Here is a 23,697-nt window from a genome sequence, read left to right as displayed (position 1 = left end):
GTCACTCGGGGGCGTCGATAGACTCATCGTCTTCGGCCCTCGTTTTTCCCGACCCGCCGTCGCCCGCCTCGGTCCGCCGCGCGTACGCGTAGGCGGCGAGCGCGACGAGAATCCAGATTATCGCGCCGATGCGGACGGCGAAGGAGACGCGCGACTCCCAGGTCGGCAGCGCGACCGTCGTCGACAACGCGGCGACGACGGGTGCGCCGACGAGAATCGTCGTGACGAACGTCACCTGCATCACCCACCCGAAGTCGACGCCTTCGGGGTCGGACCGCTCGACTGGCTGTGGCACGGTCGATGCTTCGACCCGACCGGCTAATGCGTACCGATTCCGCCGGGTTCCGCGGCGGTTTCGCCGAGTTTCGTTCGGCATCTGCGTCGGTCGTCGACTCAGTCGTCGGCTTCGCCAACCGCCGACTACTCGCCTCCGGCGGCGACCTCGTACAGCGGGTTCCGAACCGTCCCGTGCTCGGAGGCGTGGGGCCGCCCCGCCGCGTCGCCGTACCCGTTGTCGACCATCCGGTTGCGGTTGAGACAGAGCTTCGTGAACTCGGGGCGGAGCATGTCGAACAGCTCGAACCGCGATTCGAGTTCGGGGAACCGCGCCTGATAGTCGAGCACCGCGTCGCGGACCTGCGACCAGAACCGCTCTTCGGGGTAGTCGTGGTGGACCGTGAGCACCTCCGAGACGTAGCGGAGAACGCAGACGAACAAGCCGGCGAAGATGAACTGGCAGAGCCCCTCCGGCGGTTCGGTCCGGAGCACGTCGCGCAACTCGCCGGGGAGCCGCTCCAGTTCGGGCAGCGGCCGGTCGCTGACGTTCACGTCGTCGACGAAGTCTTTGACGGCCAGACGGGTCGGAACGTTCTCGTCGTCGAGCACGAGGATAGTGTTCTCGCCGTGCGGCGAGAAGACGGTGCCGTAGCGGTAGAGGTAGTGCAGAAGCGGCGGCAAGAGGGTAGCAAACAGTTCGTCGAGCCACGCGTCGAGTTCCAACGGCGACCGCTCGACGAGGCGAGAGACGACGGGCGTCCCCTCGCCGTCGACGTGCATCAGCGCCGACAGCGTGACGGGCCGCTCGTCGTCGCGGACGAGGTCGGTGACGCTCTCGCGCCAGACCGCCCCGAGCAGTTCGTCGTACTGGTAGGCGTTGTCGTCGAGTCGGGCGAACTCGGGGTGGTCGTAGTTGAGTCCGGCGATCTCGCCCGGCAGGACGAGTTCGCAGTCGTCGCGGAGGAACGGGTCCTCGTCGCGAATCCGCTTTACGTACTCGGTCACGAGCGGGGCCGCCTCCGTCCGCTCGCCCGGCAGTCCGCGCCAGACGAGCGTGTTGAGGATTCGAAGCGGGAGTTTGACGTTGTGCTTCGCCGGGTCGCTCACGTTGAGGAAGGTCCGGACCGACTGCGCGGGCAGATACTCGTCGTCGCCCGCCCCGAGCGGGACGATGGCGTCGGTCGCGAGTTCCTTCGAGAACAGGTGGACGACCGTGTTCTCCCACTGCCACTCGTGGACTGGCAGGAAGTGGTAGGCGTCGGGGTCCACTCCCCGCTCGTCGAGCACCGCGCGGAACTCGTCGTAGCGCCCGCCGAGTTCGTCGCGGAGCAGTCGTTCGGGCGAGAGCCCGTCGACGGTGCTGAACGTCGCGCGGTCGCGTCGAACCGCCAGCCAGCGAAGTTCGACGGGCCGTTTCATCTCCGGCGCGTACGCCGCGTAGTCGCTGTAGCTGAACCCGATGCGGCCCTTGTTGTACGTTATCCAGGGGTGTCCCGTCATCTCGCCTTCGAGTTCGGCGTACGGCATCGACGCCGGGTCGCGTGCGACGGGTTCGCCGTCACCGGGTCGGTCGCCGACGACTTCTTCGCGGGCTTCGTCCCGTGCTCGGATGTGCGCGTCGGCGAGCAGCGTGTTCCGGTACTCGCGGACGAGGTGGCCGGCGGTCATCTCGTCGGTGCCGATGTGCTCGCGGGCGTCGAGGAGGAATCCGACGGGATCGGTCGCCGGTCGCCACTCGTCGACGGCGTCGTCACCGCCGCCATCGCCGCGTTCGTCCTTTTCGCGCCGCTCGACCGACCCCTCGCGCACTCGGTAGCTGTCCAGCAGTCGCTGCTCGGCGACGAAGCGGTACGTCGCCTCGCCGAGGTCGAGTTCGTATCGAGTCGCGCCGTCGACGGTCTCCGCGACCTCGACGTCGACGAGGTCCTCGTACATGAACTCGGCGAGCATCTTCTCGAGGAGGTCGCGCTCGGCTGCCTCCCAGTTGTCGGTGCTAACTGCATTCCGTAGCGTGTCGTTCATCATTGTCTCTGAGGTCTCTTTTGCGCTGTTTCAGTCGTCGGACGGTGCGTGCTGCTCCGGTCGGAGGAGTTCGCTCACGGGCGAGTTCGAGACGAACCGCTCGGGGCTGAACGCCTGGTAGACGGTGTCGCGGTCGACGGGGTACGGTGAGTCGTCGACGAGTTGGTCGAGGATGACCGCGTTGCGGTAGCAGCCGAGTCCGAGGTCGGGCGCGCCGACGCCGTGGGTGTGCAACTCGGCGTTCTGGACGAAGATGCGGCCCGTCAGCCCGTCGGTCTTTAGAGCGTATCCTCGCTGAACGCGGAACCGCCCGCGGTCGTCGCGGTCGACGTGCGGTTCGAGCGGCGCGAGGAACGCGGGCGTCGGCCGCCGGTAGCCGGTGCCGAGCACCACCACCTCGGTCTCGTGGGCGAAGCGCGTTCCTTTCTCGCGGTGGCGACATCGGAGTCGATACCGACCGTCACCCGCCGGGTCGATATCCGTCACCTCGGTCGCGGCGAGCAGGCCGACGTCGGGGTCGGCGTCGCCGATGCTGCGCTCGTACAGCGTCTCGTATATCTCGTCGCTGGTGTCAGGGTCGATGCCCTTGTACAGCAGGTCCTGCTGGTCGAGGAGGTCGTCGCTCACCGACTGGGGCAGGTCGTAGAAGTACCGCGCGTACTCCGGCGTGAAGTGCTGGAGGCCGAGTTTCGAGTACTCCATCGGGAAGAAGCCGTCCGACCGGGTCAGCCAGTCCAGACGGTACCCGCGGTCGGCCTGCCGTTCGAGGAGGTCCTGGAACACCTCCGCGGCGCTCTGTCCCGACCCGACGACAGTGATCCCCTCGGCGTCGAGCACCCGCTCTCGGTTGTACAGGTACGACGCTGTGTGGAACACGTCCGAATCGGGAAGCGACCCGAACGCCTCGGGAACGTATGGGACGCTTCCCACGCCGACGACGAGGTCGCGCGCGCGGTAGACGCGGTGCTCGCCGCTCTCTGGGTCCTCGGCGCGGACGACGAACGGGCCGTCCTCGCCGCCGCTCACCTCGACGACCCGACGGGAGAACTCACAGGCGTCGACGCGCTCGGCGACCCACTTGCAGTACTCGTTGTACTCCCGGCGCGGGATGTGGAACCGCTCGTAGAAGTAGAACTCGTAGATCCGCCCCGTCTCCCGGAGGAAGTTGAGGTAGCTGTGAGGGTTCGAGGGGTCCGCGAGCGTCACGAGGTCGGCCACGAACGGCACTTCGAGCGTCGCCCCCTCGACGAGCATCCCCTCGTGCCACGCGAACTCGGGTTTCTGTTCGAGGAAGACGGCGTCCAAGTCGACGCCGCCGGTGCCGTTACCGCCGTCGTCGGCCCCGTCGGCGAGCGCCGCGAGGCCGAGGTTGAACGGCCCGAGGCCGACGCCGAGGAGGTCGTACGTGTCGGCCTCGACGGTCTCGGCGTCGTCGTCGGCCTCGGCGTCGTCGGCAGCGCCGCTCATCGCGGGTCCACCTCCGCGTCGACCTCGGGTTCGTCCGCCGACTCGACCGTCGACTCGAAGCGGTCGCGCTCGCAGACGACGAGCAGCGCCGTCTTCTCCTCTTCGGGGAACTCGAACTCCCGAACCGGTTCGTAGCCGCAGCGCTCGAAGACGCGTATTGCGCGCTCGTTTCGCGCGTCGGGTTCGGCGACGACGCGGTCGGTTTCGGGGTGGCGGAACGCGAGCGCGGTCATCGCGCGGAGCAGCGCCGGGGCGTAGCCGTGACCGAGGTACTCCGGCGGGCCGATGAGGAGGTGAATCCCTTGGTCCGCAGGCTCGGCGTCGTAGTGCGCAGCCAGCGGGTCGTCCGCGGCCCAGTACCGCTCGAAGTAGCTCATCGGCACGTGGTCGAGCGACCCGACGTACGGCGTCAGGTGGTCGTCGGCGAGCTTCTCGTCGAGGGCCGCTCGGAAGCGGGGAAGCGAGTGGTTCAACCGCCAGTACGGCAGCACGTGCTCGGAGTTGAGCCAGCGGTGCAGTCGCCCGAGGTCCGCCACCATCGTCGCCGGGCGAAACGACACCATCCGGTCGATGCTGGGGTCGTACCGCTGGTAGTCGTAGGGCGCGGAGACGGTCGCAGCGGGGTCGAGCGTCCGTCCGCGGCCGTGGCCGTGTCCGCGTTCGGTCATCGCGCGCTCGCCCCCCGCTCAGCGACGAGCGGATTCGGAATCTCGGTGTACACCGACTGTTCGTCGAGCGACCCGACGAGTTCGTCCATCTCGCGGAAGCGCGTCCGGAGGTTCGCCTTGCAGGGCAGTCGGCGGTCCGACAGGAGACTCGCGAGCAGCGTCGAACTCTCGCGGTCGAACGCCCGGAGGTCGCGCAGTTCCTCGCGGAGCGCGTCGAGCAGCTCGCGCTCGTCGGCGACGCCGCCGGTACCGAGGGCGTTGACGACGCCGAAGACGTTGTTCAGGACGAGGTAGTACCGAACGCGCTCGTCGGCGACGCTGTCGGGACAGAGGGTGTCGGCGCGCTCGCCGACGCCCGGACAGAGCGCGTCGACCTCGTCGTAGGTCGACTCGCAGAAGTAGTAGCCCTGGTTGTCGCGGTAGTAGAACGCCTCGGGGTAGCCCTCCAACAGCCTGAGAACGCTGTTCTGCTGGTGGGCCTCGACGCCGACGCCGTAGCGCAGATAGAGCCACAGCGCCGGGCGCAGCGAACAGCCGAGATACCGCTCGAACCACTCGCGGGCGACGGCGTCCGTCGAACGTCCCTCTCGCTCGGCGAGCGTGCGGACGATTCGAGCGAGCCGCGAGGGGCCGTCGACGCCGTCCTGACAGAGCGCGACGACGGGCGTCGCGTTCGCGGTTTCGTCGCGGAACGGGTTCTCGCGGAGGACGACCTCGAACCCGGACTCGTCGCCGGTCACGCCGTAGTCGCCGAGGTCGACCGTCAGGTACGCTGGGTCGCGGACGACGTGGAACGTCGGGAAGCGCTCGCGGAGTTCGTCGCCCAGTTCCGTGTCGAGGAGCTCGGCGACGGCCACGCCCCGGTCGAGTTCGGGCCGTTTGTGGGTGCGCTCGGAGTTGGTGATGTTGACCGCCAGCGACCCTTTGTGCATGAACGACGACTCCGGGTGGTAGACGGTCCGGACCGACGTGGTCGGGTAGTACGCCCGCCCGACTCGGCCCAGCGGCTCGACGACGCCGTCGTCGACGGCGGCGCGGAGGCGGTCGTCGTCGAGTAGGTAGTCCGCCTGCCACGGATGTACCGGCAGGAGTGCGTCCGCCGACTCGACGTGCTCGGCGACGAACGAGTCGCTGACCGCGTCGTCGTCGCGCAGTTCCTCGCGGACCCACTCGGCGGCCGACCGGTCGAGCGCCGAGCCCTGGTCGATGAGCGACGGGTCGACGCGGAAGTAGTACAACGGGAACGACCCCTCGAGTTCGGGCGCGTACGTCGAGGCCTCCCGCCGCCGGATGCCCCGGCGGCTCTTCGGCGTCGGGTGGAGCAGATGGCCGTACAGAAGCGACTGCTCGGCCTCTCGGAACGTCGTCTCGAAGCCGTACAGCGAGTCGGTGCTCTCGGCGCGCGCGGCGACGAACCGTTCGATGTTCGCCTTGCTGGAGAGGACGCGCGACAGCAAGTCGTCGCCGGTAGCGGCGTCCTCGCCATCCTCGGTTTCGAGCGCGAGTTCGCGAGTCAACAGCGCGGCGAGCGTCGCGGCGTCGAGCGGAACCGTCTCGCGTCCGCCGGAGCGCATCGACACCGGGAGCGCGAACAGGTGTCGGCCCGTCAGCGACTCGTAGCGGAGCGGGGCGAACAGGTCGAGCCCCTGCTTCGGAAGGGGGACGACGACGACCCGTCCGGCGTCGGTCTCGGCCGGCGCTCGGTCGGCCGGGACGACCTTGTGGGCGTGGGTCTCTCTGAGGTAGCAGTTCAAAAGCGAGTGAACCGTCGCCGACTCCGCGTGCTCTGCGGGCGTCCCGCAGTCGGTGCCGACGGAGGTCATTCGACCGCCTCCGACTCGGCGGCCGCACCGTACTGTTTGACGTTCACGAGGAGGTCGTCGACGTCGGCGGGGGTGGTGTTCGGGTTGAGCAGGGTGAACTTCAGGTGGACGCGTCCGTCGACCTCGGTTCGGGCGACGACGCCTCTCCCCCGGTGTAACAGCGTCCGGCGAACCTGTCGGTTGACGCGGTCGGACCACGCCCCGTCGTCGAGCGTCGGATGGTCCCGGAATGGGACGTAGCGGAAGACGACGGCGTTGAGCGTCGGCTCGGTCACGAGCTCGAACGCCGGGTCCGCGGCGATGCGGGCGGCCACCTCGTCGGCCAAATCGAGGGTGTACTCCACGAGTTCGGCGACGCCCTCCCGACCGAGCGCGCGGAAGGTCACGAGCGGTTTGAGCGCGTCGAAGCGGCGGGTCGTCTGGACCGATTTGGAGACGAGGTTGGGCACGCCCGCCTTGTCGTCGCGCTCTGGGTTCAGGTACGCCTCGTTGCGGGCGATGTACCGGTAGTTCGCACCGTCGCGCAGGAGAAACGCGCCGCAGCTGATGGGCTGGTAGAACAGCTTGTGGAAGTCGACCGCGAGCGAGTCGGCGCGCTCGATCCCCGCCAGTTTGTCGCGGTGGCGGTCGCTCAGCGCGAGCGCTCCACCGAAGGCGGCGTCGACGTGGAACCAGAGGTCGTGTTCGTCGGCGCAGTCGGCGAGCGCGTCGAGCGGGTCGATGCTCCCGAAGTCGGTTGTTCCGGCGGTGCCGACGAGCGCGAACGGTCGCTTTCCGTCGGCTTCGAGTCCGTCGAGCGTCGCCGAGAGCGCCCCGGGGTCGACGCGGAACTCGTCGTCGGTCGACACCGGCACGACCGCGTTCTCGCCGAGTCCGAGGTGCGCCGCCGCCTGTTCGGCGGTGAAGTGGCCGACCTCCGAACAGAGGATTCGCAGCGAGTCGGCCTCGGGGGGTAACCCCTCGGTCTGCGCCCGACGACCCCACGCCTCGTGGACGTACCGGTCGCGGGCGAGGAGCAGTCCGAGGAAGTTCGACTGGGTTCCGCCGCTCGTGAACACACCGTCGGCGGTCGCGTCGTCGCCCGCGACCGCATCGCCGCCGGCGGAGGTGTCGTCGTCGGTCGTGTCGTACCCGAACAGAGCGCACAGCTCCTCGATCATCGCCTCCTCCAACACGGTCGCCGCCGGGCTCTGGTCCCAGGAGTCCATCGACTGGTTCACCGCGGTGAGAAGCGCCTCCGCGACGAGTCCGGAGACCAGCGGCGGGCACTGGAGGTGCGCGACGCACTTCGGATGGGAGACGAGCGCCGAGTTTGCCAGCACCGCGTCCGCGGCCCACTCGACGGCCGCGTCGAGACCGTCCCCTCGCTCGGGCACCGGGTCGAAGTCGTCAAACGCCGCGGCGAGGTCGTCGTACTCGCTACCCGCGTACGGACTCTCGGCCTCGGAGACGGCGGCGCGCACCGCCGCGGCCGCGCGGTTCATCGCGCGTTCGTACCGGGCCGCGCCCGCGTCACTCCCGAGGAACCGAGCGCGTCCGTCGGGGCTCCGGCGGTCGAAGTCGGATTCGCTCACGCCGCCACCTCCGAAACCGCGGCGCTGACGGCTTCCTCGAAGATACGGCCGATGTCGTCGACCTGTTCGCCGGTGACGACGAGCGGCGGGAGGAAGCGGACGGTGGCGCTGTGGCGACCGCCCGTTTCGACGACGAGTCCCCGCTCGAAGCACTCGCGCTGGACCGCGCCCGCGAGCTCTCCGTCGGCGGGTTGCGCGCCGACGGCGTCCGGTTCGGCCTCCGGGTCGACGAACTCGACGCCGAGCATCAGCCCCCGCCCGCGGACGTCGCCGACGGCCGCGAAGCGCTCGTCGGTTCGGTCGAGGTGTCCCTGTAGTCGTTCGCCCATCTCCGCGGCGTGTTCGTCGAGGTCGTTCTCGAGGACGTGTCGAATCGTCGCCCGCCCGGTGGCCATCGCCAGCTGGTTACCGCGGAACGTCCCCGCGTGAGCGCCCGGTTCCCACGCGTCCAGTTCGTCGCGGTAGACGACCACGGACAGCGGGAGACCGCCGCCGACGGCCTTCGAGAGCGTTACGACGTCGGGGACTACGTCGGCGTGTTCGAAGGCGTACGTCGCCCCCGTTCGCCCCAGTCCCGTCTGTATCTCGTCGACCACGAGCGGTACGTCCCGCTCGCGCGTGATGCGCCGAATCTCGCGGAGCCACTCGTCGGGCGCGGGAATCGACCCGCCCTCTCCCTGTACCGGTTCGACGACCATCGCCGCCGGGTCGACGACTCCGCTCTTCGGGTCGTCGAGCAGGTGCTCGACGTAGCGGCTGACAGCCCGATGGTCGCAGTCCTCGCCGAACGGCGGACGATACGCGTACGGATACGGCAGGTGGTGGACGTCGGTCATCAGTCCCGGCACGTCCGCCTTCACTTCGACGTCGCCGGTCAGTCCGAGCGCGCCGTTGGTCATCCCGTGGTACGCACCCTGAAACGCCAGCACGCTTCGGTTGCCCGTGGCCGTCTTCGTCAGTTTCACCGCCGCCTCCACCGCGTCGGTTCCGGCGGGGCTGCAGAACTGCACCCGCGCCGACTCGGCGAACGCGTCCGGGAGGCTGTCGAACAGCGCGTCGACGAACGCCTCCTTCTCCGGCGTCGTCACGTCGAGGGTGTGCAGCGGCCGGTCCTCGCGGAGGAGGCGCTCCATCTCTGCGACCACGTCGGGGTGGTTGTGCCCCAGCGCGAGCGTCCCAGCGCCCGCGAGGCAGTCGTAGTAGACGTTCCCGTCCACGTCCTCGATCTCGACCCCGGCGGCCCGTTCGATGGCGAACGGAAGTCGGCGCGGGTAACTCCGCGCACCGGACTCGCGAGCCGCCTGCTGGGCGAGCAGATCGGCGTTAGAGTCGTTCTCGTAGTCGACTTTCGCCCTCCGCCCGTGAGGCGCGGACTCGTCGGCGAGTTTACTTCTTTCACTCGTCATCCGGAGTTAAGGCTCGCCTAAAACTACAAAAGCGGTTCGATTTTTTGGCATGCCTAAAAATATGTGCGCAGGGGTCGTTCGCGCGGCGCGCGCAAACGCACACAACGGGCGAGGTGTCGGCGGCGAGACGTGACGCTTAACCTCCAGCGTGGGAGTGGTAACGTATGCCAACGGTTCGGGACATCCGCGCGATGGCGGGCGAGGAGACGATTACGATGCTGACGGCGTACGACGCGCCGACGGCCGCAGTCGCCGACGAGGTCGGTATCGATATCCTCCTGGTGGGCGACAGCATGGGGAACACGGCGCTGGGCTACGAGTCGACGCTGCCCGTGACCGTCGAGGAAGTGGCGAGTCGGACGGGCGCGGTCGCCCGCGCCGCCGACGACGCGCTGGTCGTCGCCGACATGCCGTTTCTCTCCTTCGGCGTCGACGAAGCGTCGGGAATCGAGAACTGCGGCCGGATGCTGAAGGAGGCCGACGCCGACGCGGTGAAACTGGAGAGCGGCCCGCACACCGTCGACCTCACCGAGCGACTCGCGCAGTTAGGCATCCCGGTGATGGCGCACCTCGGTCTAACGCCGCAGCAGGTCAAATCCGTCGGCTACGCCCGGCAGGGAACCGACCCCGAAGCGGCCAAGGAGATTCTCGAACTCGCCCACGCCCACGAGGAAGCGGGTGCGTTCTCGCTCGTCCTCGAACACGTTCCGGCGAACCTCGCCACCCGCGTCACCGAGGAGCTAGAGATACCGACCATCGGCATCGGCGCGGGCCCCGACTGCGACGGGCAGGTGCTCGTCGTCGACGACGTGCTCGGGATGAGCGATTACACGCCGCCGTTCGCCACGCAGTTCGGCGACGTTCGCAGCGAGATGGAGTCGGCGATCTCGTCGTACCGCGAGGCGGTGCAGAACGGCGAGTTCCCGGCCGAGGAGCACAGTCACGTGGAAGAAGAGTTAGACGAACTCTACTAGACCCGTCTTTTTCGGCCTCGGGTCGCGCTCTGCGCGACCGCTCGGCGCAAAAATTCGTGGTCGTGAACGCAGTGAACGAACGCTCGAACGATGGGAGGGGAAGGCTGTGATCGTCGGCACCCACGGAAACATTCTCGGGCGAGGCAGCATCACCGCGGATACAACGTATTTACGAGGAGACGTAGCACCGCGTCCGATATTTTCGGCGAAGAGCAGTCCGTCGGTTGCCGCTCAGTTCCGTTACAACCCCCGCTCGCTCAAGAACTCTGCCACCGCGCTGTTGAATGCCGTCGGTTGCTCTAACATCGCCAGGTGCGCGGCGTCGTCGACGGTGACCATCTCGGCGTCGGCAATCTCGTCGGCGAGGAACTCGTGGTACCGCGGCGGCGTCAGTTTGTCGTACTCGCCGACGACGGCCAGCGTCGGCACGTCGATCTCGGAGACGCGGTCGCGCACGTCGAAGCGATGGCAGCTGAGGAAGTCGCGGTGGGTGACTCCCTGTCCGGCCTCGCGCATCGCCTCTCGAGAGAGGTCGAGATAGCGCTCGTCGGAGTCGTGGAACAGGCGGTCGTCGCCGTGCAGAAACTCGACGGCGCGATCGAAATCCTCCTCCAGCCACACGAGCAGGTCGTTGAGGACGGCGAGTTTCGCTCCGGTTCCGGTCAACACGAGCGCGTCCGGGTCGACCGCCCCGCCGAGAGTGGCTAACATCGCCACCGCGCCGCCGAGGGAGTTACCGACGAGCACGCGGCAGTCGGTCTCCTCGACGACGGCGGCGACGTCAGCGACGTACGCCGACAGCGCCTCGTATCCGGCGTCGGCGTCGACGTCGTCGCTCTCGCCGTGCCCGCTCAAGTCCAACGCCGCGACCGGTCGCTCGTCGGCGAGTCGGGACTGCGACTTCCAGACGCCGTGAGAGCCGCCACTGCCGTGGATACAGAGCAGTCCCGCGTTCTCGACGTCGCCGGTGTCACCGCCGGAGACGCGATACGCGGTCTCGCGTCCGTGGTGTATACACGTGTTCATGCGATATGTTTTCGTGGCACTCGTGATAAACGCATCCGTGCGTCGAGTCACCTCGATATCTCTACGCCGCCGGAAGTGACTCGCGGTGGCTACAATCTTGTGGACCGCAATTCCATCGCAGTTGGCCAAACCGGCCGGTGTACTGCGATTGGCCCAAGAAAGATTTAAATAGCTGCATGCCTAACTTGGGGTTAGGAATCACCCAATGAGTGTTCAACAATCATCCGGCGGCGAGCGGTTCATCCGCCGATACGAGTACGACGACAGTTGGGTCATCGCTGCGGAGCTCGGTGTCGCCGATGACGCCATCGACGTAGACGTCGTGGGGACGACGGCCATCGTGGTCGTCGACCACGGCGACCGGGTGTCCGAAACCGAATTCGAGTTCGAGTTACCCGGAACCGACGCAACAGTTGAGACCAACAACGGTGTACTGACCATCACGGTGTCCAAATGAAACTCACAGTCAAACCCCTGAAACAGAAAGACGCCGGTCGCGGACTGGCGGCAATCGACAAGCAGGTCGCCGAGGAGATGGGTCTCGAAGGCGGCGACTTCATCCGCATCGAGGGCCGCGAGAGCGCGGCCATCGCCCGCGTCTGGCCGGGTTACCCGGAGGACCGCGGGTCGGGCGTCATCCGCATCGACGGCCGGCTCCGCCAGCAGGCGAACGTCGGCATCGACGACCGCGTAACCGTCGAGAAGGCGGACGTCCACCCCGCAAAGCGGGTCACCGTCGCGCTCCCGCAGCGCCTCGGCATCCGCGGGAACATCGACGCGCTCATTCGCCGCGAACTCGGCGGCCAGCCCGTCACCACGGGCCAGACGGTGCGCCTCCCGCTCGGCTTCGGCTTCATGTCGAACCAGAGCCAGGCGGTGCCGCTGAAAATCGCGTCGACGCAGCCGTCTGGCACGGTCGTCATCAACGACTCGACGACCGTCGAGATAAGCGAGAAGCCCGCCGAACAGATACGCGAGGGCGCGAGCGGCGGCTCCGGCTCCGGTCCGGACGTGGCCTACGAGGACATCGGCGGCCTCGAGAGCGAACTCGAACAGGTCCGCGAGATGATCGAACTGCCGATGCGACACCCGGAGCTGTTCAAACGCCTCGGCATCGAACCGCCGAAGGGCGTCCTCCTGCACGGCCCGCCCGGAACGGGGAAGACGCTCATCGCCAAGGCCGTCGCCAACGAGATCGACGCCGAGTTCCACACCATCTCCGGCCCGGAGATCATGTCGAAGTACTACGGCGAGTCCGAAGAGCAACTGCGCGACGTGTTCGAGGAGGCCACCGAGAACGCGCCCGCAATCATCTTCATGGACGAACTCGACTCCATCGCCGCCAAGCGCGAGGAGGCGGGCGGCGACGTCGAGCGACGCGTGGTGGCGCAGCTGCTCTCGTTGATGGACGGCCTCGAAGAGCGCGGACAGGTCGTCGTCATCGGCGCGACCAACCGCGTCGACGCCATCGACCCGGCGCTTCGCCGCGGCGGGCGCTTCGACCGTGAGATCGAAATCGGCGTCCCGGACCGCGACGGTCGCAAGGAGATTCTCCAGGTCCACACGCGGAACATGCCGTTGACCGACAACGTCGAACTTGACGTCTACGCCGACAACACGCACGGCTTCGTCGGCGCGGACCTCGAATCGCTCGCCAAGGAGTCGGCGATGACCGCGCTGCGGCGCATCCGCCCGCAGTTGGACCTCGACGCCGAGGAGATCGACGCCGACGTGCTCCAGTCGCTGCAAGTGACGGAAAACGACTTCCGCGAGGCGCTGAAGGGGATCGAACCCTCGGCGCTCCGCGAGGTGTTCGTCGAAGTGCCCGACGTGACCTGGGAGGACGTCGGCGGTCTCGAAGACACCAAGGAACGACTCCGCGAGACCATCCAGTGGCCGCTGGAGTACCCCGAGGTGTTCCAGACGATGGACATGGCCGCCGCGAAGGGCGTGCTGCTGTACGGCCCGCCCGGGACGGGGAAGACGCTGCTGGCGAAAGCCGTCGCCAACGAGTCCGAGTCGAACTTCATCTCGGTGAAGGGCCCCGAACTGCTGAACAAGTTCGTCGGCGAGTCCGAGAAGGGCGTCCGCGAAGTGTTCAGCAAGGCCAGAGAGAACGCCCCGACGGTGGTGTTCTTCGACGAGATCGACGCCATCGCGACCGAGCGCGGCCGCAACAGCGGCGACTCGGGCGTCTCCGAGCGCGTCGTCTCCCAGCTCCTGACCGAGTTGGACGGCCTCGAAGCGCTCGAAGACGTCGTCGTCATCGCCACGACGAACCGACCGGACCTCATCGACTCGGCGCTTTTGCGACCGGGTCGACTCGACCGCCACGTCCACGTGCCCGTTCCAGACGAGGAGGCGCGCCTGAAGATCCTGGAGGTCCACACCCAGCACAAGCCGCTGGCCGACGACGTGGACCTCGACAGTATCGCGCGCCGCACCGACGGCTACGTCGGTGCCGACCTCGAAGCGCTCGCCCGCGAGGCGGCGATGGCCGCCAGCCGCGAGTTCATCCGCTCGGTCAAACGCGAAGAGGTCGACGACTCCGTCGGCAACGTCCGCATCACGATGGACCACTTCGAGGACGCCCTCGAACAGGTCGGTCCGAGCGTCACCGACGAGACGCGCCAGCGCTACGACGAGATCGAACAGCGCTTCGGCACCACCGACATCGAGCGCGACGCCGACGAGATGAGCCGCACGTTCCAGTAATCGACCCCCCAATCGACGGTGCGTCCGACGCGCGACCGTCTTCTTTCCTTCTCTCGTTCGTTGCTCCGTTAGCGGCCGCTCTCGGAGAGTAAACGACAAACGTAAATAATGTTTATTTCACCGGAAACGAGGTGTGTTCCGAGAGCGATGCCACTCCCGATTTCGTGGGTCGCCCTCGTGGAGACTGCTCCGCGCCGACGCGACTTCGGCCTCGGGGCCGACTGGTCGCAACCACGGCGCGGCGAGCGACGACGTGTCCGACCCGAACGGAACCGGTCGTCGTATTAAACAGTTTCTCTTCGCGGACCGTCTCGAAACCGGCGACCCCCGCCCGGACGGACAGCCTCTTTTCCGTCCGTCACCGACGAGTCGGTGTGTCCCGATACCGAGACGTTGGGCTGTTCTTTCTCCTGTCGTCGCTGTGGGGCGGGTCGTTCGTCGCCATCGAAGTCGGATTGGCGGAACTCCCGCCGGTGTTGTTCGCGGCGTTTCGGTTCGACGTCGCGGCGGTGTTGCTGCTCGGGTACGCCGCGCTTCGTATCGACGACCCGATACCGCGAACCCGCGGCGATTTCGGGGCTATCGCCGCCAGCGCGTTGTTCATCGTCGCCGCCAACAACGCGCTGCTGTTCGTCGGGCAGACGCAGACCACCGGGAGCATCGCCTCGATCGTCTACAGTCTCAACCCGATTCTGACGACGGCGTTCGCGGCGCTGTTGGTCGGCGGCGTCGGTCTCAACTCGCGGGGGTACGTCGGCGTCCTCATCGGTCTCGTCGGCGTCGTCATCGTCGCCGGCCCGAAGCCGTCGCTGCTCTCCGGTGACCTCTCCGGCGACGCGCTCGGGGTCGCCATCGTCTTCAGCGCGGCCGTCGCCGTCTCGCTCGGGAGCGTCCTCGTCCGCCGGGCGGACGCGCAGACGTCGAGCGTCGCGCTCACCGCGTGGTCGATGGCGCTCGGTGCGGCCGTCATCCACGCCAGCAGTCTCGCCGCCGAGGGCGTTCCCTCGGTGTCGTTCGGGCCGCGGACCGCTCTCGCGCTGCTGTTTCTCGGCGTGTTCGCCAGTGCGCTCGCGTACTCCATCTACTTCGACCTGCTCGACCGCCAGGGGCCGTTTCAGGCGAACCTCGTCGCCTACGTCGTCCCCGTCGTGGCGACGCTTCTGGGCTGGTCGCTGTTGAACGAGCAGATCACGGCGATGACCGTCGGCGGCTTTTTGCTCGTGTTCGTCGGGTTCGCGCTGGTGAAGTACGACACGCTGACCGCGGAACTGCCGAAGCTACGCGCGGGTGTCCGGTCTGTCGTCGGCCTGTTCCGCTGACGTCGCGAAGTCGGCGTGAGCGCTACGCGTCGATGTCGTCGAGGATGGCCTCGGCGTGGCCTTCCGGCGAGACACCTTCGTAGGCGCGTTCTATGGTCCCCTCCGGGCCGATGACGTACGTGTTCCGGAACACGCCGTCGAAGGTGTTGCCGAACATGTTCTTCTCGCCGTAGGAGTCGTAGGCGGCGGCGACCTCTCCGGACTCGTCGGAGAGCAGTTTGAAAGGAAGGTCGTACTCGTCCGCGAAGGATTCGAGGTCGCTCACCGGGTCGTCGCTGACGCCGAGGACGTGGACGCCCCGCTCTTCGAACGCCTCGATGCTGTCGCGGAAGCCGCAGGCCTCCGTCGTGCACCCGGGGGTGTCCGCCCGCGGGTAGAAGTAGAGCACCACTCGGTCGCCCGAGAACTCGGAGAGCGAAACCGTCTCGCCGTGCTGGTCGGACAGTTCGAAGTCGGGGGCGTCGTCGCCGACTGAGAGCATGGTCGATTCTCGCAGCCTGCGTAAAAACCGTTTGTGGCTTCGGTCGCTCGACTCAGTCCAACCGCTCGGCGGCGTCGCGGGCCAAGAGCGGTTCGGCGTTCGTCGTCGGCAGCGTCACCACGTCCTCGGCGGCGAGATCGTACTCGCGCTCGTCGACGCCGAAGATGGAGCCGACGTCCTGCGTGATGCGGACCGTCGTGCGTTCGATCTCCGCGTCCGCGTCCGTCTCGGTATCGGCGTCGATCGCTCTCTCCGTAGCGGAATCACTCGCAACCGAGGGGTCCGGCGTGTCCGGCGGAACCGGCTGTGAGGAGTCGTCCGTCGTCTCCGCGGACTCGGCCCGGGCGGGCGTCGCCTCCGCGTCGGCCGTCGATGGACCGGGCGAGGACGGCGACGCGCCGGTGTCTGCGTCGTCCGCCGACTCGCCGCTACCACCCATCGCATCGGCGAGAACATCGGTATCGCCACTTTCGGACGACTCCGACCGCGAGTCGCGCGCGTCGGAGACGACGTCCGGCGTCGCGTCCGCGACGGGCCCGATGTCGGCGTTCGACGGCCCGGTCTCCGGCGTCTCCGCGTGCCCCGGGTCGGAGTCGGTGCTCGGGGCTCGTCTGCCTGAGAGGATGTCGAGGACGGTCGATTTGTTCCGGTCGATACGCACGACGAGGTCCTCGAACAGCGCCCGCTCCTCGTTCGTGAAGCCGTCTTCGTCGACGGGCATGTCGGCGGCGGCGAAACTGGCGAGTTTGACCACCTTGCCGACGCGGCGTTCGTACACCGCTTCGACGACCTCTTCGGCCGTCTCTATCTCGTCGGTGAGTTGGCCGACTTCGGGGGAGGAGAAGGGGTCGTCGGCCGCGTCGGCGGCGCGCTTTCGCTCGGCTTTCAGGTCGGCGATGTACTCGGCGACGTCGGCGTAGAAACTGTCGCGGAGCTGCTGGAGGCCGTCCTTTCGGCGCTCTTTCGACTGGACCGTTCTGAGTTCGTCTAAGTTCATTCTCTGGCTTTCTCCGCCGCCCCGCGCGTCATCAGGAAGACGCCGACGCTCTCTGTCACTGTATTCTCTCCCGCTGATAGCTTAGTCGTTTCCCCGCCGACCTCGACGGTGGCCGGTTCGGCCAGTTCCACCGCGATGTCGCGGCGCGTGAACCGCTCGGGAACCGCGTCCCGGAGGGGTTCGAAGCGCTCGACCTCGTCGCGGTCGAGCCGCGTCACGACGAGCGAAGACCCGCCGTGGAGACTCCCCGGTAGGCGGATGAGCCGGCGAACGTCGGTCGTGACGGGTTCGTCGATGGGCGCGGTCTGGTCGGCGACGACGCGCCCGGCGATGGTCTCGGCGAGCAGTCGGAGGCCGGGGCCGCCGGCCTCGACGTTGCCCGCTCGAATCGCGTCGGGGTTGCGCCGAAGCGCCCCGAGAATCGTCTTCGCGCGCCCCTCGCCGATGCCGTCGAACTCCTGGAGGCGTTCGCCGGCGTCCTCGTCGTCCATCGCTTCGAGTTCCTCGACGAACGACAGCAGCGCCTCGTGGGTTCGCTTCCCCCACCCGCCTTCGTTCCGGAGGACGCGGCGGGTCGTCCCGCGCTCGCTACGCGTCGCGACGAGGCCGTTGAAGTCGAGGTCGATGGCGCGGACGTAGTCGACGATTTCGCGGCGGGCCTCGCTGTCGAGTTCTCGCACCGACTCGTCGCGGACGTGGACGTGGTAGCCCCGGCCGCCGGAGAAGACGATCTCCAGTTCCGAGAAGGCGAAGTCGTCTTCCAGAAACGTCAGCAGGCGCAGGAGAGCCTCTTTACACTCCGCGAGCATCTCGGCGTAACCCGCGGCATCGGGGTCGACGCCGGGGAGGTGGTCCGCGTCGAGGTCGAACACGAGGTCCGCACCCTGCCACCCCTTGTCGTCCATCTCGTTGGCTCCGGGGTCGGCGTAGCGCGCCGCCGAGAAGTAGACGTGGCGCGGCGACTCGCGGGCGAGGAAGCCCCCGAGGTCGCCGACGTCGAGCAGCGACTGGTGGCGAACCATCGTCGTGCCGCCGGCGGTCCAGGGGATGTGGCCCCACTCGCGCCGGTCGGCCGCGGGCGGCAGCGTGAGGTCCGCGCTCCGGTAGTAGTCGCCGAAGCGGCCCCGGAGATACTCTCGTGTCCGACGGTTCATTGCGTCACCATCGTTGCGAGGGGGGCGATAAAGGCGTTGTCGTTGTGGCCGAGACGAGTGTCGTCGGCGAGTGAGTGACGACGGCCGATCTCCGCCCTCGGCGGCCGTCCCGCGCGATTCGAACCGTTTTTCTCGTCGCCGACTAACCCACGTAGTTTTTAATACCCGGGCGTGTAGGCGTCAGTACCAACAGCCCGCGGGTAAGTGTGGACGCGACGTGCGGCAGTGCCGCGCACGACACCGAGTCGGAAGCGACCACACGCGGGGACCAGCGACCGACGCGCTGCAAGACGCCGGGGCCGGTGGCCCCCTGACGCCCTCGGATTTACGTGAGCAACCGCAGCCACGCGACGTGGCATTTCAATGCTCTGATAAACCATGGAAATCGAAATCGCAACCATTGGCGGCTACGAAGAAGTCGGTCGGCAGATGACTGCCGTCCGCGCCGGTAACGACGTCGTCGTCTTCGACATGGGTCTGAACCTCTCGCAGGTTCTCATCCACGACAACGTCGAGACCGAGAAGATGCACAGCTTGGACCTCATCGACATGGGGGCCATCCCGGACGACCGCGTCATGTCCGACCTCGAAGGCGACGTGAAGGCCATCGTCCCGACGCACGGCCACCTCGACCACATCGGCGCTATCTCGAAACTGGCGCACCGCTACGACGCGCCCATCGTCGCCAGTCCGTTCACCATCGAACTGGTGAAACAGCAGGTCCAGGGCGAGAACAAGTTCAACGTCAACAACGACCTCGTGAAGATGGAAGCCGGTGAGACGATGTCCATCGGCGACTCCGGCAAGGTCGAACTCGAGTTCGTCAACGTCACTCACTCCATCATCGACGCCATCAACCCCGTCGTCCACACGCCGGAGGGTGCCATCGTCTACGGCCTCGACAAGCGGATGGACCACACGCCGGTCATCGGCGACCCCATCGACATGAAGCGCTTCCGCGAGATCGGCCGCGAGGGCAACGGCGTCCTCGCGTACATCGAGGACTGCACGAACGCCGGTCGGAAGGGCCGCACGCCCTCCGAGTCCGTCGCTCGACGCCACCTCAAGGACGTGATGACCTCCGTCGAGGACTACGACGGCGGTATCGTCGCCACGACGTTCTCCAGTCACATCGCCCGCGTCACGAGTCTCGTCGAGTTCGCCAAGGACATCGGTCGACAACCCGTGCTCCTCGGTCGCTCGATGGAGAAGTACTCCGGCACCGCCGAACGGCTGAACTTCGTCGACTTCCCGGACGACCTCGGCATGTACGGTCACCGCAAGTCGGTCGACCGCACGTTCAAGCGCATCATGAAGGAGGGCAAGGAGAACTTCCTGCCCATCGTCACGGGTCACCAGGGCGAACCGCGCGCGATGCTCACCCGGATGGGCCGCGGCGAGACGCCGTACGAACTCGACGACGGCGACAAGGTCATCTTCTCGGCGCGAGTCATCCCGGAGCCGACCAACGAGGGCCAGCGCTACCAGTCCGAGAAGCTCCTGAAGATGCAGGGCGCGCGCATCTACGACGACATCCACGTCTCCGGCCACCTCCGCGAGGAGGGTCACTACACGATGCTCGACGCGCTGCAGCCCCAGCACGTCATCCCGGCTCACCAGAACCTCAAAGGGCTCGCGCCGTACGTCAGCCTCTGCGAGTCGCAGGGTTACACGCTCGGCCGGGACGTGCACGTGACGAGCAACGGGAACATGATCCAGCTGGTCCAGTGATGTCATCGAACGCGACAGAAGAGCGGGTACTGGCCGCCGTCGGCGAGCGACGCGAGCTCGTCAACGAGGCCATCGACGAGGAGGTGCCCATGGCCGAGCCACAGCGCCTCTACGAAGCCACGCGCTACCTCCTGGAGGCGGGTGGCAAGCGCCTCCGTCCCGCCGTCGCGCTTCTGGCCGCCGAAGCGCTCGCGGACGTCGCCCCGCTGTCGACGGACTACCGCGAGTTCCCGGCGCTCGACGGTCGCAGGAGCGACGCTCCTGCGAGCCAATCAGAAGGGTCGGCTTCTGATGACGAGGGAACCGTCGACGTGATGCGCGCCGCCGTCGGTCTCGAAGTCATCCAGTCGTTCACGCTCATCCACGACGACATCATGGACGACGACGACCTGCGCCGCGGCGTGCCCGCCGTCCACGAGGCGTACGACACGGAGACGGCTATCCTCGCCGGGGACACGCTCTACTCGAAAGCGTTCGAACTCATGACGGATACGGGTGCCAAACCCGAGCGGGGTCTCGAAGCGACCAGACTGCTCGCGACGACCTGTACGCGCATCTGCGAAGGACAGGCGCTCGACGTCTCCTTCGAGCACCGCGACGACATCCTCCCGGACGAGTACCTCGAGATGATAGAGTACAAGACGGCGGTGTTGTACGGAGCGGCGGCGTCGACGCCCGCAGTCCTGATGGGTGCGGACAGAGAAGTCGTCGACGCGCTCTACCAGTACGGCATCGACGCCGGCTGTGCGTTCCAGATTCAAGACGACGTGTTGGACCTCACCGTCCCCTCGGAGGAACTCGGCAAGCAGCGAGGGTCGGACCTCGTCGAGGAGAAGGAGACGCTCATCACGCTTCACGCGCGTCAACACGACGTGGACATCGCCGGACTCGTCGACACGGAGTCGATCGACGAGGTGACCGAGACCGACATCGACGCGGCCGTGGCGGAGCTCGAAACCGTCGGCAGCATCGAGTACGCCCGCGAGATGGCCGAAGACCTTGTCGAACAGAGCAAAGAGCGACTGACGGTGTTGCCGGACAACGAGGCGCGCGGCCTCCTCGAAGACATCGCCGACTACCTCATCACACGCGGCTACTGAGCGTCGACCCTCGGTTTTTGAGGTCGCGTCGGTTACGCGAACAGCCACATCAGCCAGATGTTGTAGCCGGTCAATCCGACGCCGACGAGTGCCAACAGTCCCGGAAGGACGTACGGAAACACCGGATACCCCATCCGCGCCGAGTACTGGCTGATTGCGAGACAGAGACCGAATACGGTGAGTTTGAGGGCGACGAGGCCGGCGAGACCGAACGAATCGAGCGCCGCCAGCATCGCGGGGTTTCCCTCCGTGACGCCCGAAGCGAAGACGACGATGGCGACGGTCGTCACCACGTCGCCGACGCCGTAGCCCGCCGTCGCCGCGATCCACGCCCAGTAGAAGCGTCGCTCGGTGACCGGCGTCCCGTCGAGTGAGAGCCACGTCCGAACGTTCACGCCGGACATTCTCAACCGCTGAGATATATGCTTGTTCGTCTCTGCGAGTCGCGGCTACTCGACGAGAACGGCTCCGCGACGACGGGCAATCCACCGCTGTTTTTACCGGCCGGACGAAACCCGCCGGTAATGGACGACGACCTTCGAGCGCGCGTCGAGGCGGAAGCCGAGAAGCACGCGCTGTTCAACGCCGTGAAGTACGAGAGCGACGCCGACGTCGGCGCGGTGATGGGGCCGCTCATGGGTGAGAACCCCGAGTTCCGCCCGCACGGCGGCGAGATCCCGGGCGTCGTCGGCGGTGTCGTCGCCGACGTTAACGCGATGGACCACGAGACGCGCCGCGAGCGACTCGGCGAACTCGCGCCCGACCTGCTCGAAGACCTCGACAGCGAAGACGAGGAAGACGAGCAGGTGCTCCCGGACCTCCCGAACGTCGACGCGTACGACGAGGTGCGGATGCGCGCCGCGCCGAATCCGAACGGCCCGTGGCACATCGGCCACGCCCGGATGCCCGCGGTCATCGGGACGTACAAAGCGCTGTACGACGGCTCCTTCATCGTCCGCTTCGACGACACCGACCCCGAGACGAAGCGACCGGAGCTCGACGCCTACGACGCCATCTTGGACGACGTCGACTACCTCGGCTTCGAACCGGACGACGTGCTCCGGGCGTCGGACCGCCTCGACATCTACTACGACCACGCCCGCGAACTCATCGAGAAGGGTGGTGCGTACACCTGTTCCTGCTCGGGCGAGGCGTTCTCCGAACTGAAGAACTCGGGTGAACCGTGCCCGCACCGCGGGAAAGACCCCGAGACGACGCTCCGGGAGTTCGAGGCGCTCGTCGACGGCGAGTACAACTCCGGGGAGATGGTGCTCCGCGTGAAGACCGACATCGAACACAAGAACCCCGCGCTGCGCGACTTCGTCGCCTTCCGCGTCATCGACACGCCGCACCCCCGCGAGGAGGCCGAGGAGTACCGCCTCTGGCCGATGCTCGACTTCCAGTCCGGCATCGACGACCACCTGACGGGCGTCACCCACATCATCCGCGGCATCGACCTGCAGGACTCCGCGAAGCGCCAGCGGTTCGTCTACGACTACTTCGGCTGGGAGTACCCCGAAGTCGTCCACTGGGGCCACGTCCAGATAGACGAGTACGGCGTGAAGATGTCCACCTCGACCATCAAACGCCTCATCGAGGAGGGCGAACTCGACGGGTGGGACGACCCGCGCGCACCCACCATCAAGAGCCTCCGTCGACGCGGTATCCGCGGCGAGGCCATCGTCGAGTCGATGGTCGGTCTCGGTACCTCCACGAGCAACGTCGACCTCGCCATGAGCACCGTCTACGCGAACAACCGGGCGCTCGTCGACGACGAAGCTCCCAGATATTTCTTGGTCCGCGACGGGGTCGAGCCGACGACCGACAATGCGCCCGAGGTCGGTCCCGCCGTCGAACTCCCGCTCTCGGGCGGTCCCGACGCGGGTCACCCGCCGCTTCACCCCGACCACGAGGACCGCGGCAGACGCACCGTCCCGGTCGGAGACGCGGTGCTCGTCGAGGAAGCGGACCTTCCCGACGACGGCGAGCGCGTCTGGCTGAAAGGCTACGGTTGCGTCCGCTCCGAGGGCAGCGCGCTCGAATACGTCGGCGACGACATCGACGTGGTGCGCGACGAGGGCGTCGACGTGATTCACTGGACTCCGGCCGAGGAGAACGTCTCAGTGACGATGCGGACGATGGACGGCGACGTGACGGGCCACGCCGAACCGGACTTCGGCGACGCGGCCGTCGACGACGTGGTGCAGTTCGAGCGCGTCGGCTTCGCTCGCGTCGACTCACAGGCCGACGATGAGGCCGTAGCGTACTTCAGCCACGACTGAGGAGCACTCCGATCTCGAAACAGAGAGACGAGAGCGAGCAGGCGACACGACCGGATTCGATTCGCCGACTCCGGGACGCTGTGTCGCACAACCGCGGAACGGCCCGGGGCGATGGGTAGCTCACACCAGTCGGTGGCCCCGTTTTCGTATTTGAACGCTCGGCCGGAACGGTCGTCAGAGAAACACGACGAGGACGAACGCGACGAGCATCAAAAGCGTCAACACGACCTGTATGGCCGCCGAGGCCAACACGCCGACCGTCGCAAACAGCGCCGTCTTGAAACTCGCGTTCGCGTCCTGGTTGCGGTAGAATTCGAGCGCGAAGACGGTTCCGGCGACGCCGAGGATGATTCCGGGCGGCCCGGCGACGAAGAACGCGAGAAAGCCGACGGCGGCCGCGACGAGCGTCGTCGCCGTCGACGCGCCGCCGTATTTGGCGGCGATGGGTCCGGCGAAGTAGTCGAGTACGACGGCAGTGAGTCCGACGAGCGTGAGACCGGCGACGGCCAACGCCCCGGGTTCGCCGAAGTCCGTCGACCACCAGTAGAGATACACACCTGCGAGCGACGTGAGTGCGCCGGGGAGCAACGGCGCGACGCTGCCGACGACGCCGAGAACCAACAGCGCGAGCGCGATCCAGCCGAGAGGTTCCACCATAGTCACCGTACGCGGGCGTCCCTCT

At 67.2% G+C, this 23,697-nt stretch carries 20 protein-coding genes; 7 read left to right on the top strand and 13 right to left on the bottom strand.

Annotation, left to right across the window (positions count from 1 at the left end; translation table 11 throughout):
- Nucleotide 1 precedes the first annotated feature (1 nt).
- The 7 genes from LAQ73_RS13320 to LAQ73_RS13290 form a co-directional block, all read right to left on the bottom strand.
- Nucleotides 2–241 carry a DUF5822 domain-containing protein gene (locus LAQ73_RS13320; RefSeq protein WP_224270766.1) on the bottom strand — a complete coding sequence of 80 codons (240 nt, stop codon included), beginning with the start codon at nt 239–241 and terminating at the stop codon, nt 2–4.
- A gap of 179 nt (nt 242–420) precedes the next feature.
- Nucleotides 421–2,298: an IucA/IucC family protein gene (locus LAQ73_RS13315; protein WP_224270765.1), complete on the bottom strand. Its 1,878-nt coding sequence runs from the start codon at nt 2,296–2,298 to the stop codon at nt 421–423.
- A 30-nt stretch (nt 2,299–2,328) separates the two neighbouring features.
- Nucleotides 2,329–3,765 (bottom strand): lysine N(6)-hydroxylase/L-ornithine N(5)-oxygenase family protein, encoded by a 1,437-nt coding sequence (locus LAQ73_RS13310; RefSeq protein ID WP_224268758.1) that lies wholly within the window; start codon nt 3,763–3,765, stop codon nt 2,329–2,331.
- Nucleotides 3,762–4,433, bottom strand: coding sequence for a GNAT family N-acetyltransferase (locus LAQ73_RS13305; RefSeq protein ID WP_224268757.1), 672 nt, complete (start codon nt 4,431–4,433; stop codon nt 3,762–3,764). Before LAQ73_RS13305 ends, LAQ73_RS13310 begins: the two co-directional genes overlap by 4 nt.
- Complete coding sequence (locus LAQ73_RS13300; protein WP_224268756.1) at nt 4,430–6,256, bottom strand: IucA/IucC family protein; 1,827 nt, start codon at nt 6,254–6,256, stop codon at nt 4,430–4,432. Before LAQ73_RS13300 ends, LAQ73_RS13305 begins: the two co-directional genes overlap by 4 nt.
- Complete coding sequence (locus LAQ73_RS13295; protein ID WP_224270764.1) at nt 6,253–7,740, bottom strand: pyridoxal phosphate-dependent decarboxylase family protein; 1,488 nt, start codon at nt 7,738–7,740, stop codon at nt 6,253–6,255. Before LAQ73_RS13295 ends, LAQ73_RS13300 begins: the two co-directional genes overlap by 4 nt.
- A gap of 86 nt (nt 7,741–7,826) precedes the next feature.
- Nucleotides 7,827–9,236 carry a diaminobutyrate--2-oxoglutarate transaminase gene (locus tag LAQ73_RS13290; RefSeq protein WP_224268755.1) on the bottom strand — a complete coding sequence of 470 codons (1,410 nt, stop codon included), beginning with the start codon at nt 9,234–9,236 and terminating at the stop codon, nt 7,827–7,829.
- Between the two features lie 164 nt (nt 9,237–9,400).
- On the opposite strand from LAQ73_RS13290, the gene panB reads away from it, so the two are divergent.
- Nucleotides 9,401–10,210, top strand: coding sequence for a 3-methyl-2-oxobutanoate hydroxymethyltransferase (gene panB / locus LAQ73_RS13285; protein ID WP_224268754.1), 810 nt, complete (start codon nt 9,401–9,403; stop codon nt 10,208–10,210).
- Nucleotides 10,211–10,450: 240 nt separating this feature from the next.
- Here panB and LAQ73_RS13280 read toward each other — a convergent pair whose 3' ends face one another.
- Nucleotides 10,451–11,236, bottom strand: coding sequence for an alpha/beta fold hydrolase (locus tag LAQ73_RS13280; protein WP_224268753.1), 786 nt, complete (start codon nt 11,234–11,236; stop codon nt 10,451–10,453).
- 205 nt (nt 11,237–11,441) lie between these two features.
- Here LAQ73_RS13280 and LAQ73_RS13275 point away from each other — a divergent pair, with 205 nt between their 5' ends.
- The 3 genes from LAQ73_RS13275 (at nt 11,442) to LAQ73_RS13265 (ending at nt 15,270) form a co-directional block, all read left to right on the top strand.
- Complete coding sequence (locus LAQ73_RS13275; protein ID WP_224268752.1) at nt 11,442–11,693, top strand: Hsp20/alpha crystallin family protein; 252 nt, start codon at nt 11,442–11,444, stop codon at nt 11,691–11,693.
- Entirely contained in the window at nt 11,690–13,951 is a 2,262-nt protein-coding gene (locus LAQ73_RS13270) for a CDC48 family AAA ATPase (RefSeq protein ID WP_224268751.1), read from the top strand. Before LAQ73_RS13275 ends, LAQ73_RS13270 begins: the two co-directional genes overlap by 4 nt.
- 374 nt (nt 13,952–14,325) lie before the next feature.
- Nucleotides 14,326–15,270 (top strand): DMT family transporter, encoded by a 945-nt coding sequence (locus LAQ73_RS13265; RefSeq protein ID WP_224268750.1) that lies wholly within the window; start codon nt 14,326–14,328, stop codon nt 15,268–15,270.
- 22 nt (nt 15,271–15,292) lie between these two features.
- On the opposite strand, the gene bcp is transcribed toward LAQ73_RS13265, so the two are convergent.
- The 3 genes from bcp to priS are packed head-to-tail and all read right to left on the bottom strand — an operon-like array spanning nt 15,293 to nt 17,902.
- Nucleotides 15,293–15,751: a thioredoxin-dependent thiol peroxidase gene (gene bcp / locus LAQ73_RS13260; protein ID WP_224268749.1), complete on the bottom strand. Its 459-nt coding sequence runs from the start codon at nt 15,749–15,751 to the stop codon at nt 15,293–15,295.
- Nucleotides 15,752–15,803: 52 nt separating this feature from the next.
- Nucleotides 15,804–16,748, bottom strand: coding sequence for a DNA replication complex subunit Gins51 (locus LAQ73_RS13255; protein WP_224268748.1), 945 nt, complete (start codon nt 16,746–16,748; stop codon nt 15,804–15,806).
- The gene (priS, locus tag LAQ73_RS13250; RefSeq protein WP_224268747.1) at nt 16,745–17,902 is read right to left on the bottom strand and encodes a DNA primase small subunit PriS; all 1,158 of its coding nucleotides are present in this window, start codon (nt 17,900–17,902) and stop codon (nt 16,745–16,747) included. The genes LAQ73_RS13255 and priS overlap by 4 nt, the downstream gene beginning before the upstream one ends.
- A 378-nt stretch (nt 17,903–18,280) precedes the next feature.
- Between priS and LAQ73_RS13245 the strand changes: the two genes are divergently transcribed.
- Together LAQ73_RS13245 and idsA3 are read left to right on the top strand one after the other, a co-directional pair.
- Entirely contained in the window at nt 18,281–19,633 is a 1,353-nt protein-coding gene (locus tag LAQ73_RS13245; protein WP_224268746.1) for a ribonuclease J, read from the top strand.
- Entirely contained in the window at nt 19,633–20,733 is a 1,101-nt protein-coding gene (idsA3, locus tag LAQ73_RS13240; RefSeq protein ID WP_224268745.1) for a geranylfarnesyl diphosphate synthase, read from the top strand. Before LAQ73_RS13245 ends, idsA3 begins: the two co-directional genes overlap by 1 nt.
- A 32-nt stretch (nt 20,734–20,765) precedes the next feature.
- Here the strand turns inward: idsA3 and LAQ73_RS13235 are convergent, their stop codons facing one another.
- Nucleotides 20,766–21,128, bottom strand: coding sequence for a DUF5658 family protein (locus LAQ73_RS13235; protein WP_224268744.1), 363 nt, complete (start codon nt 21,126–21,128; stop codon nt 20,766–20,768).
- Between the two features lie 129 nt (nt 21,129–21,257).
- On the opposite strand from LAQ73_RS13235, the gene LAQ73_RS13230 reads away from it, so the two are divergent.
- Nucleotides 21,258–23,015 carry a glutamate--tRNA ligase gene (locus LAQ73_RS13230; RefSeq protein WP_224268743.1) on the top strand — a complete coding sequence of 586 codons (1,758 nt, stop codon included), beginning with the start codon at nt 21,258–21,260 and terminating at the stop codon, nt 23,013–23,015.
- A 174-nt stretch (nt 23,016–23,189) separates the two neighbouring features.
- Here the strand turns inward: LAQ73_RS13230 and LAQ73_RS13225 are convergent, their stop codons facing one another.
- Nucleotides 23,190–23,669 carry a DUF456 domain-containing protein gene (locus LAQ73_RS13225; RefSeq protein ID WP_224270763.1) on the bottom strand — a complete coding sequence of 160 codons (480 nt, stop codon included), beginning with the start codon at nt 23,667–23,669 and terminating at the stop codon, nt 23,190–23,192.
- Nucleotides 23,670–23,697: the final 28 nt, after the last annotated feature.

This window comes from Haloprofundus salinisoli (assembly GCF_020097815.1).
Lineage (GTDB): Archaea > Halobacteriota > Halobacteria > Halobacteriales > Haloferacaceae > Haloprofundus > Haloprofundus salinisoli.
Note: the sequence above shows the minus strand (reverse complement) of the source record. Positions and strands in the feature narration are given on the sequence as shown.

Bases quoted from the DNA above. Each gene is read 5' to 3' on its own strand.
- LAQ73_RS13315 (WP_224270765.1), bottom strand. From the start codon at position 2,298: ATGAACGACACGCTACGGAATGCAGTTAGCACCGACAACTGGGAGGCA.
- idsA3 (WP_224268745.1), top strand. From the start codon at position 19,633: ATGTCATCGAACGCGACAGAAGAGCGGGTACTGGCCGCCGTCGGCGAG.
- LAQ73_RS13270 (WP_224268751.1), top strand. From the start codon at position 11,690: ATGAAACTCACAGTCAAACCCCTGAAACAGAAAGACGCCGGTCGCGGA.
- priS (WP_224268747.1), bottom strand. From the start codon at position 17,902: ATGAACCGTCGGACACGAGAGTATCTCCGGGGCCGCTTCGGCGACTAC.
- LAQ73_RS13310 (WP_224268758.1), bottom strand. From the start codon at position 3,765: ATGAGCGGCGCTGCCGACGACGCCGAGGCCGACGACGACGCCGAGACC.
- LAQ73_RS13230 (WP_224268743.1), top strand. From the start codon at position 21,258: ATGGACGACGACCTTCGAGCGCGCGTCGAGGCGGAAGCCGAGAAGCAC.
- LAQ73_RS13245 (WP_224268746.1), top strand. From the start codon at position 18,281: ATGGAAATCGAAATCGCAACCATTGGCGGCTACGAAGAAGTCGGTCGG.
- LAQ73_RS13305 (WP_224268757.1), bottom strand. From the start codon at position 4,433: ATGACCGAACGCGGACACGGCCACGGCCGCGGACGGACGCTCGACCCC.
- LAQ73_RS13295 (WP_224270764.1), bottom strand. From the start codon at position 7,740: ATGAACCGCGCGGCCGCGGCGGTGCGCGCCGCCGTCTCCGAGGCCGAG.
- LAQ73_RS13280 (WP_224268753.1), bottom strand. From the start codon at position 11,236: ATGAACACGTGTATACACCACGGACGCGAGACCGCGTATCGCGTCTCC.
- panB (WP_224268754.1), top strand. From the start codon at position 9,401: ATGCCAACGGTTCGGGACATCCGCGCGATGGCGGGCGAGGAGACGATT.
- bcp (WP_224268749.1), bottom strand. From the start codon at position 15,751: ATGCTCTCAGTCGGCGACGACGCCCCCGACTTCGAACTGTCCGACCAG.
- LAQ73_RS13300 (WP_224268756.1), bottom strand. From the start codon at position 6,256: ATGACCTCCGTCGGCACCGACTGCGGGACGCCCGCAGAGCACGCGGAG.
- LAQ73_RS13255 (WP_224268748.1), bottom strand. From the start codon at position 16,748: ATGAACTTAGACGAACTCAGAACGGTCCAGTCGAAAGAGCGCCGAAAG.
- LAQ73_RS13320 (WP_224270766.1), bottom strand. From the start codon at position 241: ATGCAGGTGACGTTCGTCACGACGATTCTCGTCGGCGCACCCGTCGTC.
- LAQ73_RS13275 (WP_224268752.1), top strand. From the start codon at position 11,442: ATGAGTGTTCAACAATCATCCGGCGGCGAGCGGTTCATCCGCCGATAC.
- LAQ73_RS13290 (WP_224268755.1), bottom strand. From the start codon at position 9,236: ATGACGAGTGAAAGAAGTAAACTCGCCGACGAGTCCGCGCCTCACGGG.